This is a genomic window from Rubrimonas cliftonensis, assembly GCF_900107585.1.
GTDB lineage: Bacteria > Pseudomonadota > Alphaproteobacteria > Rhodobacterales > Rhodobacteraceae > Rubrimonas > Rubrimonas cliftonensis.
The window spans coordinates 62,426-74,411 of sequence record NZ_FNQM01000001.1 but is presented as its reverse complement, the minus strand read 5'-3'; the positions used below and the strand labels follow the sequence as shown (position 1 = coordinate 74,411).

The following is an 11,986-nucleotide window of genomic DNA, read 5'->3' as shown; positions in this document are numbered from 1 at the left end:
GGCTCTCCGGAGGCGGCTGGCTTGCGCGGCGGGCTTACCGCCTCGGCCCTGCGCTCGCAAGGCGGCTGGCCGGCGGTCAGCCCTCAGAACCCCCGGCCCACCGCGCCCGAGTAGAAATAGACGCCAAGACCCATGGTGAACACGATCAGCCCCGCCGCCGAATGCATGGCCACCGCGAGCAGCGTCGAGCCCGAGCGGAGATAGGCCCAGCCGATCACGGCGCCGCCGCAGGCCGTCATCGCGATGGTCAGCGGGTGCATGAAGAACAGGTGCCCCAGCCCGAAGGCCGCGCCGTTCGCCAGCACCGCGACGCGCGCATCGGGGAACAGGCGCCGGTAGCGCTCGAAGAACAGCGTTCGGTAGATGATCTCCTGCGGCAGCGCCGACAGCGGCGGGTAGAGCGTCAGGATCATCAGCCACAGGCCGGTGCGGTCCATCGGCATGGAGAGCAGCGCCCACGGGCGCAGCGCCAGCACCGCGACGAGACAGACCAGCGCCGTGACCACAGTGAAGCCGAGCGCGATCAGCCAGTCGCGCCGCCCGCCGAGCCGCAGCAGCGCGCGCCACGAGAAGTCCGGCGTCAGCGCCAGCAGGCCCAGCGCGACCAGCGTAAGCAGCCACAGCACGCCGAACAGGCTGTAGGCGCCGAACCAGAACCACATCGCCAGCGGCACGGCGAAGAACAGCGCGGCGAATTCGAGCCAGAGGCGCGAGCGGGGGGGGCCGTCGGCGCGGTCGGGTGGGAGTGCGGCGTCCGTCATGGCCGGTGAGATGCGCGTCCGCGCCGCCAGGGCAAGCCCGACCGCCGCGCCGACGCCGCCGCGCGCGGCCCCGACAGCAGCCGGGGCCGCCCCGCCCGCCGTCAGGTGAGCGGGGTGATGCGGATCTCGACGCGGCGGTTGGCCTGGCGGCCCTCGACCGTCTCGTTGCTGGCGATCGGCTGGGTCTCGCCGAAGCCGTAGGCCACGAGCCGGTCCCGGTTGACGCCACGGCTGGCCAGCACCTGCGCGACCGACTGCGCGCGCCGCTCGCTGAGCGCCTGATTGTAGGCGTCGGAGCCGGTGCTGTCGGTGTGGCCCATGACGTCGATCACGCTGCGGGGGTCCGAGCGCAGGGTCTGCGCCATGTCGGTGAGCGGCCCCATGAACTGCGGCTGCACCGTCGAGCTGTCCACCGCGAAGGTCACGGCGTCGGGCAGCGTCACCAGCAGCGCATCGCCGGTGTTGACCACCGTCGCGCCGGTGCCGGCGAGATCCTCGTTGAGCTGCTGCTCCTGCCGGCGCAGGTAGTCGCCCACGGCGGCGCCGGCGAGCAGGCCGACGCCGGCGCCGACGAGCGCGTTGCGGCGGTCGTTGCCGCCGACCAGCAGGCCGGCGGCGGCGCCGAGGGCCGCGCCGGCGGCGGCGCCGATCGGCACCTGGTTGCCCGAGGCCGTCGGCTCTCCGGCGCAGCCGGCGAGGAGGGCGAGCGCGGTGAGCGCCGCAACGGGTTTCAGCATCGCGTTACTCCTTCGACAAGACCGGAAGGCCGGCGCCGCCGGCCCGTTCGCCACAGATCACGCCGCGCGCAGCCGCGCCAGAAGCGGCGCCCAGTCCGCGCGCAGCGGCTCCAGCGCCTTCAGATCGCGATCGAAGACCGAAAGCCCAAGTGCGGCAAGATCGACATAGGCGGCGCGGTCCCCGACACGCGCGGCCAGCGCGCGCCCGCGCTCCTGAAAGAACCGCTCCAGCGCGTCCAGCGCCCTGCCCCGACGCACGCGGTTGGCGAACACGAGCACGTCGGCCTTGCCCTTGCGGATGCGCTTCACCTCTTCGAGATCGTCGAGAAACCGCGCGGTGGCGCGCATGTCGAAGGCCGACGGCGCAACCGGGGTGACGACGATGTGGGCCTCCGCGGCGAGCTTCTCGGCCTTCTCGCCCTTCAGAGCGCCGGGCGCGTCGATCACCAGCCAGTCGAGCCCCTTGGGCGTCTCGCCGATCTCCCTGGGCTTCGACCAGTCCAGCGCCTCGACGGCCGCGGCCTCCGGCGGTCGGGCGCGCAGCCAGCGCAGGGCGCTGCGCTGGCGGTCGGCGTCGGCCAGCGCCACGCGGCCGCCTCCCCTGGCGAGCGCCGAGGCCAGCGTGACGGCCGTAGTGGTCTTGCCGACGCCGCCCTTGGCGTTGGCGATCAGGATCGCGCGCATGGCCCCTCCCGCGCGCCCCCGAGCGGGGCGTTTCCGAGGCGCACACTAGGCCGCGTTCGGAACCAGTGGCAACTTTGCTCGAACGTGCGCTAGAACCCCTTTCATGAGCCTCATCACCGATCAGGCGTCGCTGGACGCCGTCTGCGCCGAATTCGCCGAGCACCCCTACGTCGCAGTGGACACCGAGTTCATGCGCGAGCGCACCTACTGGCCGCAGCTGTGCCTCGTGCAGCTCGCGCGGCCCGGCGCCGACATGGGCCGCGCGCCGACCGCCGACCCCGGCGCCGCCGTGGCGATCGACCCCGTCGAGGGCGATCTCGACCTGTCGCCGCTGTTCGCGCTGATGGCGAACCCCGACGTCGTGAAGGTCTTCCACGCCTCGCGGCAGGACGTGGAGATCTTCCACAATCTCGCCGGCGTCGTGCCGGCGCCGATGTTCGACACCCAGGTGGCGGCGATGGTCTGCGGATACGGCGACCAGGTCGGCTACGAGACGCTGGTGCGCAAGATCGCCCGGCAAGGCCTCGACAAGTCGTCGCGCTTCACCGACTGGATGCGCCGCCCGCTGAGCGAGAAGCAGGTGGTCTACGCGCTGGGCGACGTGACGCATCTGCGGGTGATCTACGAGAAGCTCTCCGGGCAGCTCAAGGCGACCGGGCGCGGGGCCTGGGTGGCGGAGGAGATGGCCGTGCTGACCGACCCCGCCACCTACGAGAACGACCCCGAGACCGCGTGGCGGCGCCTGCGCACCCGTTCGAACAATCCGAAGTTCCTGACCGCCGCGCAGGCGCTGGCGGCATGGCGCGAGCGCGAGGCGCAGGCCCGCGACGTGCCGCGCTCCCGCGTCCTGAAGGACGACGCGCTGCTGGAGATCGCGTCCAGCCGCCCCCGGACGCTCGACGAACTGGGCTCCTCGCGGCTGCTGCAGCGCGAGGGGCGCAAGCCCGCGACGCTGGAGGCGATTCTCTCCGTGATCGCCGCCGCCGAAGCCGCGCCGCGCCATGACCTCGTCGCGCCCGAGGAGGACAAGCCGCAGCCGCCCCCCGGCGCCGGCGGTCTGGTCGAGCTGCTCAAGGTGCTGCTGAAGGCGAAATGCGACGCGATGGACGTCGCGCAGAAGCTCGTCGCCTCCTCCGCCGACCTCGACGCGCTCGCGGCGCTGGAGAGCCCCGACATCCCCGCGCTGAGCGGCTGGCGGCGCGCGGTGTTCGGGGAGGACGCACTGCGCCTGAAGCGCGGCGAGATCGCGCTGTCGGCCACTGATTCGGGCGTCAGGATCGTCGAGATCGCCTGATCGGTAACTATGTTGCGGTGCAATATACCATGAATTTTGCCTAATTTTGCGCCATATGAGGAGTAGCGGTCCTTTCAGTGACGGTTGACACAGCTTCTTCGGTCTCGATCGGTCAAGTTTTACGGGTTCACAGTACGCGCTGGCGGCGCCATCGGCCCGCCAGCGTCCCCAGTTGGGAGCCACGCATGACCGAGCTCGTGTTCATCGTCTGCCTCGCCCTCTCGCCGCACCAGTGCGAGGAGCGGGCGCTTTCCTTCACCGACGTCACGCCCATGGCCTGCGCCATAGGGGCCCAGGGCGTGCTCGCGCAGTGGCGCGCAGGACGACCCGGCTGGCGCGTCGCGCACTGGAAATGCGGCCCCGCCGGCGCCCGCGGGATGAAGGCCTGATCCGCCGCCCTGCGGCCTGCGCGACGGGCCGCACGCGGTGACGCGACCGCCCCGTTCATCCCGTGGTCAGCTTTTCGGCCTACCCTCGCCGCGCTGGTGCGCGTGGGGAGCGGGTAATGATGGAAACGAAGCTGCGCGAGGTTCTTCTGGCGGAGGACAACCCGACCAACCAGATGATCTTTCATGCCTATCTCGGAAAGCTCGGAGCGCGGGCGACGGTGGTGGGGAGCGGCACGGCGGCCGTGCGCGCCTTCGCCCGGCAGGCTTTCGACGTCGTGATCATGGACCTCCAGATGCCGGTGATGGACGGCGTCGAGGCTGCGAGGAAGATCCGCGCGATGGAGGCCCAGAATGGACGGCCGCGCACCCCGATCATGGCGCTGACCGCGGATACCGACGAAGACGCCCGCGACGACTGCCTAGACGCGGGCATGGACGCGCATCTCGTCAAGCCGGCGACGTTCACGGCGTTCGCCGAGGCGCTCGAATCACTCGTCCGGAAGGCGGGCAAGGGCTCGCAGGCGGCGTGAGGCCTCAGCCCAGCGCCAGCAGCCACAGCGTGATCGTGACGACCGATGCGGCCGTGCCGAGCAGGACGACGCTCGCCGCCGCGCCCTGCGCCCGCGCGTACATCGCGGCGAACAGATAGCCGTTGAGCCCGGTCGGCATCGCCGCCGTCACCACGGCGGCGCGCAGCGAACCCTCCGGCAGATCGAACACGAAGGCCCCCAGCCCCAGCGCCAGCGCCGGGTGCACGACGAGCGAGATCGCCGCCGTCATCGTCGCCACGCCGATGTCGGCGCGCAGCGAATAGCGCGTCAGCGCGCCGCCGAGGCCGAACAGCGCCGCAGGCAGCGCCGCCGTCGCCGCCATGTCCACCGCCGTCATGGCGAAGGCGGGCACTGCCACCTCGCCGAGATTGAGCGCGAAGCCCGCCGCGAGCCCGATGGTCAGCGCATTCGAGAACATCGCCTTGGAGGCGCGCGTCACGGTGGCGACGAGCCCCGCGCCGTCGCGCCGCGAGAACTCCATCACCACGATGCCGACGAGATAGCAGAACGGCGCGTGGACCGAGATGATCGCGAAGTTCGGCGCCAGCGCCCCCTCGCCATAGGCCCGCGTCATGATCGGCAGGCCCAGCAGCAGGCTGTTGGAGAACAGCGCGCAGAAGCCGATCGCCACCGCCTCCCCCGGCCGCCTGCCCCACACCTTCCGCGCCAGCAGTATGGCCAGCGCGAAGCAGATCAGCGCCCCGAGATAGAAGCTCGCCAGCAGCTCGAGGTCGAAGGCCGAGGCGAGGTCCAGCCGATAGATCGCGCCGAACAGCAGCAGCGGCACGGCGAAGCGCACCGCGAAGGCCATCACGCCATCGACCGCCTCCGCGCTCACCACCTTCGTCCGCGCCAGGACATAGCCGGCGGCGACCAGCAGGAAGACGGGCGCGACGACCTCGAGAACCGAGAGCGCCCCGCCATAGGGGCCGGTCACAGCGCGAACGCCAGCGTCATCCCGTCATGGGCGGGCGCGACATGGGCCGGCGTCTCGGCGGCGACGCGGTCATGGTCGAGGTCGATGTGCATGTTGGTGATGACCGCGCGGCGCGGCGCGGCGCGCTCGATCCAATCCAGCGTCTGCGCCAGGTGGGAATGGCTGCTGTGCGGCTCGTAGCGCAGGGCGTCCACGATCCAGCAGTCGAGCCCCTGCACCGCCGCCCAGGCCGCCTCGCTCATCGCCGAGGCGTCCGGCAGATAGGCGACGGGGCCGAAGCGGAAGCCGAGCGCCTCGATGGCGCCGTGCGGCGTGGCGAAGGGCAGAACCTCCAGCGCCCCGCCCGGCCCGTCGACGCAGATCGGACCCTCGATCAGGTTCATCGCAAGGATCGGCGGATAGAGGCTGCCGGGCGGCGACTCAAACACATAGCCGAAGCGCGTCAGCAGGATCTCGGCGGAGGCCGGCGGCGCCCAGCAGGGCAGGATGGCGCGGCGGTTGAAGACGATCTGGCGCAGGTCGTCGAGGCCGTGGCAGTGGTCGGCGTGGTCGTGGGTGAAGAGCACCCCGTCCAGCCGCCCCACCCCCGCATCCAGCAGCTGCGCGCGCATGTCGGGGCCGGCGTCCACGAGCACCCGCGTCGGCTCGGCGCCCTCGGCGGCGGCCTCCGCGAAGCGCTCCACGAGGATCGAGCAGCGGCGGCGGCGGTTCTTCGGGTTGGTCGGGTCGCAGGCGCCCCAGCGCCCGCCCAGCCGCGGCACGCCGCCCGACGAGCCGCAGCCGAGAATGGTCACGCGCAACTCCGCCATCAGGCGGCCTGCGCCATGGCGGCCTTGCCGAACAGCCGGTCGAAATTGGCCGAGGTGGCGGCGGCGAAGGCGGCGTAGTCCACGCCGAACGTCTCCGCCCCCACCCGCGCCGTCAGGGCCGCGTGCGCGGGCTCGCAGCGCCTGCCGCGATGGGGCGGCGGCGCGAGATAGGGCGCGTCGGTCTCCACCAGAATGCGCTCCAGCGGCGCGGCGGCGAAGATCTCGCGCAGCGGGCCGGATTTCGGGAACGCGGCGATGCCGGACATCGAGAGGTAGAAGCCGAGGTCGAGCGCCGCGCGCCCCAGCGCCTCGCCCGAAGAAAAGCAGTGCATGACGCAGGAATACGGCCCCGCCGCGTGCTCCTCGCTCAGGATGCGCGCCATGTCGTCGTCGGCGGCGCGGGCGTGGATGATGAGCGGCAGACCGGTGCGCCGCGCAGCCTCGATGTGGACGCGCAGCGACGCCTGCTGCACGGCGGCGGTCTCGGACGTGTAGTGGTAGTCGAGCCCGGTCTCGCCGACGCCGACCATGCGCGGATGCGCGGCGAGCGCCTCGATGTCCTCGGGCGCGACCGGCGGATGGTCGGCCACGTTCATCGGATGCACGCCGGCGGCGAAGAACACGCCCTCATGCGCCTCCGCGATGGCCCTCGCGCCGGGAACGGCGGCGAGCTTCGTCGCGATCGTCACCATGCGCGTCACGCCCGCGGCGCGGGCGCGGGCGATCACGGCGTCGAGCTCTCCCGCCAGTTCGGGAAAATCGAGGTGGCAGTGGCTGTCGACGATGGCGGGCGGCGCCGCCTCGCCCGAAGTCCCGCCGCCCGGCGCCCCCCCGGCACGGAGAGGCAGCCCTGTCGGGGGCGGCGCGGACGGCTTGGCGGGCGGCATGGCGTAGGCTCCGGCGGGTCAGGCGCTTGGGGCGCGGCCGAGGGCGCGGCGCGCGCCGTCACGCCGCGATGGCGCGACCCGCCGCCGCGTCGATCGCGAGCCAGATATCGAGGATCACGCCGGCAGGGTCAAGGTTGACCAGCCGCGCCCGGTCGGCCTTCGCCGCCGTCTCCGCCGCCATCTCCGCCCACAGCCGCGCGCGCGCCGCGTCCGGCGCCAGCCGCGCGGCGAGCGCGGCCTCGCCCGGCGCCGCCTCCGGGCCGTGGCCGAGCGCGCCGGCGCGCGCCAGCCGGCGCAGCAGCGTCCCGGTCAGCTCCAGCGTCATCGCATAGCGCGCCGCCGCCGCGCGGCCCGCGGCGGCGTCGGCCAGCGCGATCAGCGCCGCGCGGTCCAGCCCCGGCGCGCCCGCCATCAGCCGGGCGAGCCGCGCATAGAGGGCCGGGCCGTCCTCCGCCGCGAGCCGCAGCGCCTCGCCCGGCGAACCGCCGGCGAGCACGCCGAGCGCCGGCGGCGCCGCCTCAGCCGCGCCGGCCTCCGCCAGCGCCTTCGCAAAAGCCTCCCCGTCCAGCGGCCCGAGGTCGAGCGTGCGGCAGCGCGAGCGGATCGTCGGCAGAAGACGCCCCGGCGCGTGGGAGACCAGCAGCAGCATGGCGCGTTGCGGCGGCTCCTCAAGGATCTTCAGCAGCGCGTTGGCGGCGCTGGGGTTCATCTCGTCGGCCGGATCGACGATCGCGACGCGCCAGCCGCCGTCAGCCGCCGTCAGCCCGAAGAAGGCGCGCGCGTCGCGCACCACGTCCACCGTCAGCTGCGTGCGCAGCTTCCCGGACTTGTCGGCGCTGCGGCGCAGGGTCTTGAGGCGCGGCTCGGAGCCCGCCGCGACGCGCCGGGCGACAGGGCGTTGCGGGTCGATGTCGAGCGTCTCCGGCGCCGCGTCGCCATGGACCAGCAGCGCGCGGGCGAGGCGGTAGGCCAGCGTCGCCTTGCCCACGCCGCGCGGCCCGCGCAGGAGCCAGGCGTGGTGCAGGCGGCCGCCCGCCCACGCTGCAAGGAACGCGCGCTCGGCGGCCTCCTGCCCGTGCAGGCCCGCCGTCTCGCGCGGGTGCGGCGCGCCCTCGACCTGATCCGGCGCAGGCTCCTGCGCGGCGTCTGCGCCACCGGCGCCGCGTGTCGGGGCGCGGCTCACGGCCCGGCGATCCCGAGACGGGCGAAGACGACTGCGCGCAGCCGCCGGGCCACGGCGTCTGGCGCCCCGGCGGCGTCGACCAGCGCGCAGCGCGCGGGCTCGGCTTCCGCGATGGCCCGGAACGCCGCGCGCAGGCGGGTCTGGAACGCGCCGCCGAACGCTTCGAAGCGCGTCTCGGCGCCCTTGGCGGCGCCGTCGCGGGCGGCGGCCTCGGCGGGGTCGAGGTCGAGCACCAGCGTCAGATCCGGGTCGCGCCCGATGCAGAGCCGGTGCAGCGCGTCGACGGTTTCGCGCGGGGCGGTCGCGCCCTCGCCGCGGCCGGCGCTCTGATAGGCGCGGGTGCTGTCCACGAAGCGGTCGCAGATCACGACATTGCCGGCCGCCAGCGCGGGCGCCAGCGTGCGTTCGAGGTGGTCCCGACGCGCGGCGGTGAACAGCAGCACTTCGGTCAGCGCGGACCAGCGGCCCGGCTCGCCCTCCACCAGAAGCCGGCGGATCGCCTCCGCGCCCGGCGCGCCGCCGGGTTCGCGAGTCAGCGTCACCGTCGCGCCTGCGGCGCGCAGCGCCTCGGCCAGCAGCCGCGCCTGGGTGGACTTGCCGGCGCCGTCGACGCCCTCCAGCGTGACGAGCCGGCCCGTGAGGAGAGGCGTCGCGTCGGCGCCCGCCGGCGCGCTCATCGCGCCGGCGTCGCTCGTGCAGGCGTCACTGGCGCGGACGGCATGGGCGCGGACGTCATGGGCGCGGACGTCATGGGCGCACGCTCACAGGCCGACGGCGCCAAGGCCGATGTCCCCGACGCTGACCTCGTCGAGCCCGGCGGCGCCCAGCGCCGCCGAAAGCGCCAGCCGCGCCGCCGCCGTCACCCGCGCCAGCACGCCGCCCGCCGGCACGTCCTCGGTGGCGACGAGCGGATGGCTCACCGCGCCGACGCCCGGCGTCTCGACCACCAGTTCTGCGATGACGTCGCCCTTGGTGATCGGCGCCGCGACCGGGCCTTCGTAGCGCACGCGCGCCGTCAGCCCTTCAGCGTCCGCCGCCGGCGCCGTCACCACGATGTCGCGCGCGGGCGCTAGGCCCACGGCGTCCGCCGCGCCGATCCAGACGTCGGCCTGCGCGACCATCTCGCCGGCGCGGTAGAGCGCCCCGGTGCGGAACTCGCGATAGGCCCAGGCGACGAGCTTCTCCGCCTCGACGCGCCTTGCGCCGGCGCTCTCTAGCCCCGCGATCACCACGACGACCTTGCGGCCCTCGCGCTCGACAGTGGCGACGAGGCCGTAGCCGGCGTCCTCGGTGTGGCCGGTCTTCATGCCGGTGGCCCCGATGTCGAGGTAGAGCAGCGGGTTGCGGTTCTGCTGGGTGATCCCCTCCCAGGTGAACTCGCGCACGGAGAAATAGCGATGCTGCTCGGGGAACTCCTCGACGATGCGCTCGGCGAGGGTCGCGAGGTCGCGCACGCTCATGACGTGGCCCTCGTCCGGCCAACCGGTGGCGTTGACGAAGTGGGAGTGGGTCAGCCCGATCTCCTTCGCCCGCGCGTTCATGCGCTCGGCGAAGGCCTCCTCGGTGCCCGCCAGCCCTTCGGCCAGCACGATGCAGGCGTCGTTGCCCGACTGCACGGTGACGCCCTGGATGAGGTCTCCCACACGGATGCGGTCTCCGACATTGACGAACATCTTGCTGCCGCCCTTGGCCCAGGCCTTCTCGCTGACCGGCATGCGGTCGTCGAGCGAGAGGCGGCCCTCCGCCAGCGCCTCGAACACCATGTTCATGGTCATGAGCTTGGACATGGAGGCCGGCGGCAGCGGCTCGTCGGCGTCCTTCTCCATCAGCACCGCGCCGGAGGTCATGTCGACGACGATCGCCGCGCGGGCGGGCGTGTCGAGCGCCGCGGCCGGGCCGGCGGCGACCCCCGCCATGAGGGAGGCGGCGGACAAGAGCGCGATCAGCCGGGGCATGGCGGCGAACCTTCCGATGATGGATGCGGGCGCGAGCATCCCCCGGCGCGCACCGAATTTCAATGCCGCAACCTTCAGTGGCGGAAGTGGCGCAGGCCGGTGAAGACCATGGCGAGGCCCAGCCGGTCCGCCGCGGCGATCACCTCCGCGTCGCGCATGGCGCCGCCCGGCTGGATGACGGCGGTCGCGCCCGCCTCCGCCAGCGCCTCAAGCCCGTCGGCGAAGGGAAAGAACGCGTCCGAGGCGACGGCGGCGCCCTTCGTCGGCGTCTCGGGCAGGTCGAGCGCGGCGGCCATGTCGGCGGCCTTGCGCGCGGCGATGCGGGCGCTGTCCACCCGGCTCATCTGCCCGGCGCCGACGCCGACGGTCGCCTGCCCTTTCGCATAGACGACGGCGTTGGACTTCACATGCTTGGCGACGGCCCAGGCGAAGCGCAGGTCGGCGAGTTCCGCCACGCTCGGCGCGCGCGCGGTGACGACCTTCATCTCCTCCAACAGCCGCGCGTCGCGCGACTGTGCGAGCCAGCCGCCGGAGACCTGCCGCCAGGCGAGGCCGTCCTCGGCGGGGTCCGGCATCGCCTCTGTCAGCAGCAGGCGCAGGTTGGCCTTCTGCGAGAAGACCGCGAGCGCCGCAGCGTCGGCGCCCGGCGCGATCACGACCTCGGTGAATACGCCGGTGATCGCCTCGGCGGCGGCGGTGTCGAGCGGGCGGTTGACGGCGACGACGCCGCCGAAGGCCGACACGCGGTCGCAGTCGAAGGCGCGGCCGTAGGCCTCCGCCAGCGTGTCGCCGAGGGCGGCGCCGCAGGGGTTGGCGTGCTTGACGACAATGCAGGCGGGCCGGTCGCCGCCGAGCTCCGCAACCGCCTCGAAGGCGGCGTCGGTGTCGGCGATGTTGTTGTAGCTCATCTCCTTGCCCTGGACCTGCCGCGCCGCGGCGACGCCGGGCCGCGCGGCGCCATCCACATAGAAGGCCGCGCGCTGGTGGGGGTTCTCGCCGTAGCGCAGGGGTTGGCGCAGGCGTCCCGCGGCGGCGCGCCAGCGCGGCGTCTCAAGCCCCGCCTGCTCCGCCATCCATGCCGACACCGCCGCGTCGTAGGCGGCCACGCGCGCGAAGGTCTGGGCGGCGAGGCGCCGGCGCAGACCCACGCCCACCCCGCCGACGGCGGCGATGTCGGCGAGGATGGCGGCGTAGTCCTCGGGGTCGGAGGCGACGGCGACGCCCGCGAAGTTCTTCGCCGCGGCGCGCAGCATCGCCGGGCCGCCGATGTCGATGTTCTCGACGCAGTCCTCCGGAGAGGCCCCGCGCGCGACGGTCGCCTCGAACGGATAGAGCGAGACGGCCAGCAGGTCGATCGCGGGAATGGCGTGCTCGGCCAGCGCGGCCATGTGGGCGGCGTCGTCGCGCCGGGCGAGCAGGCCGCCATGGATGCGCGGATGCAGCGTCTTGACGCGCCCGTTCATCATCTCCGGCGAGCCGGTGACGTCGGCCACCTCGCGCACCGCGAGCCCCGCCTCGCGCAGCGCCGCCGCCGTGCCGCCGGTCGAGACGATCTCCGCCCCGCGCGCGGCGAGCGCCTGCGCGAAGGCGACCACGCCGGTCTTGTCGGAGACCGAGATCAGCGCGCGGCGCACCGCGACCACGCCTTCCTGAGCCCCCGCGTCCCCGCCCTCGCCCGCCATGCCGTTCATCGCCTCACCGCCCGCGCCGCCTTCGCCGATGGGCAGCGCCTTAGCCCCTGGGCGGGGCGTTGCGCAATGGGCGCGGGCGGCGCGGGCTCGCGCCGGGGCCGCGCCGCC

General features: G+C 73.6%; 13 protein-coding genes. 3 read left to right on the top strand and 10 right to left on the bottom strand.

Going from position 1 to position 11,986, the window contains the following annotated elements; translation table 11 throughout:
- Positions 1 to 83 precede the first annotated feature (83 nt).
- From BLW43_RS00325 to BLW43_RS00315, 3 genes are all read right to left on the bottom strand, one after another.
- On the bottom strand, positions 84 to 761 hold the full coding sequence (locus tag BLW43_RS00325) for a CPBP family intramembrane glutamic endopeptidase (protein WP_093247506.1): 678 nt from the start codon (positions 759 to 761) through the stop codon (positions 84 to 86).
- A gap of 101 nt (positions 762 to 862) precedes the next feature.
- Entirely contained in the window at positions 863 to 1,498 is a 636-nt protein-coding gene (locus tag BLW43_RS24545) for a YiaD family glycine zipper/OmpA-like lipoprotein (protein ID WP_093247505.1), read from the bottom strand.
- A gap of 57 nt (positions 1,499 to 1,555) precedes the next feature.
- On the bottom strand, positions 1,556 to 2,182 hold the full coding sequence (locus BLW43_RS00315; RefSeq protein WP_093247504.1) for a ParA family protein: 627 nt from the start codon (positions 2,180 to 2,182) through the stop codon (positions 1,556 to 1,558).
- Between the two features lie 103 nt (positions 2,183 to 2,285).
- Here BLW43_RS00315 and rnd point away from each other — a divergent pair, with 103 nt between their 5' ends.
- The 3 genes from rnd to BLW43_RS00300 all read left to right on the top strand — a co-directional run bounded on the left by rnd (position 2,286) and on the right by BLW43_RS00300 (position 4,395).
- Positions 2,286 to 3,476, top strand: a complete 1,191-nt coding sequence (rnd, locus tag BLW43_RS00310) for a ribonuclease D (RefSeq protein WP_093247503.1) — start codon at positions 2,286 to 2,288, stop codon at positions 3,474 to 3,476.
- Positions 3,477 to 3,661: 185 nt separating this feature from the next.
- Positions 3,662 to 3,865 carry a hypothetical protein gene (locus BLW43_RS00305; RefSeq protein ID WP_093247502.1) on the top strand — a complete coding sequence of 68 codons (204 nt, stop codon included), beginning with the start codon at positions 3,662 to 3,664 and terminating at the stop codon, positions 3,863 to 3,865.
- A 116-nt stretch (positions 3,866 to 3,981) separates the two neighbouring features.
- A complete protein-coding gene (locus tag BLW43_RS00300; RefSeq protein ID WP_093247501.1) occupies positions 3,982 to 4,395 on the top strand; it encodes a response regulator in 414 nt (137 codons plus the stop codon).
- A gap of 4 nt (positions 4,396 to 4,399) precedes the next feature.
- Here the strand turns inward: BLW43_RS00300 and BLW43_RS00295 are convergent, their stop codons facing one another.
- The 7 genes from BLW43_RS00295 to purH form a co-directional block, all read right to left on the bottom strand.
- Complete coding sequence (locus BLW43_RS00295) at positions 4,400 to 5,353, bottom strand: AEC family transporter (protein WP_093247500.1); 954 nt, start codon at positions 5,351 to 5,353, stop codon at positions 4,400 to 4,402.
- Positions 5,350 to 6,162: an MBL fold metallo-hydrolase gene (locus BLW43_RS00290; protein WP_093247499.1), complete on the bottom strand. Its 813-nt coding sequence runs from the start codon at positions 6,160 to 6,162 to the stop codon at positions 5,350 to 5,352. The genes BLW43_RS00295 and BLW43_RS00290 overlap by 4 nt, the downstream gene beginning before the upstream one ends.
- The gene (locus BLW43_RS00285) at positions 6,162 to 7,049 is read right to left on the bottom strand and encodes a TatD family hydrolase (protein ID WP_093247498.1); all 888 of its coding nucleotides are present in this window, start codon (positions 7,047 to 7,049) and stop codon (positions 6,162 to 6,164) included. Before BLW43_RS00285 ends, BLW43_RS00290 begins: the two co-directional genes overlap by 1 nt.
- Before the next feature lie 58 nt (positions 7,050 to 7,107).
- Positions 7,108 to 8,232 (bottom strand): DNA polymerase III subunit delta', encoded by a 1,125-nt coding sequence (locus tag BLW43_RS00280; RefSeq protein ID WP_093247497.1) that lies wholly within the window; start codon positions 8,230 to 8,232, stop codon positions 7,108 to 7,110.
- Positions 8,229 to 8,909: a dTMP kinase gene (tmk, locus tag BLW43_RS00275; RefSeq protein ID WP_093247496.1), complete on the bottom strand. Its 681-nt coding sequence runs from the start codon at positions 8,907 to 8,909 to the stop codon at positions 8,229 to 8,231. Before tmk ends, BLW43_RS00280 begins: the two co-directional genes overlap by 4 nt.
- Before the next feature lie 84 nt (positions 8,910 to 8,993).
- On the bottom strand, positions 8,994 to 10,187 hold the full coding sequence (locus BLW43_RS00270) for a D-alanyl-D-alanine carboxypeptidase family protein (RefSeq protein WP_093248109.1): 1,194 nt from the start codon (positions 10,185 to 10,187) through the stop codon (positions 8,994 to 8,996).
- Between the two features lie 74 nt (positions 10,188 to 10,261).
- Complete coding sequence (gene purH, locus BLW43_RS00265; RefSeq protein WP_093248106.1) at positions 10,262 to 11,869, bottom strand: bifunctional phosphoribosylaminoimidazolecarboxamide formyltransferase/IMP cyclohydrolase; 1,608 nt, start codon at positions 11,867 to 11,869, stop codon at positions 10,262 to 10,264.
- Positions 11,870 to 11,986: the final 117 nt, after the last annotated feature.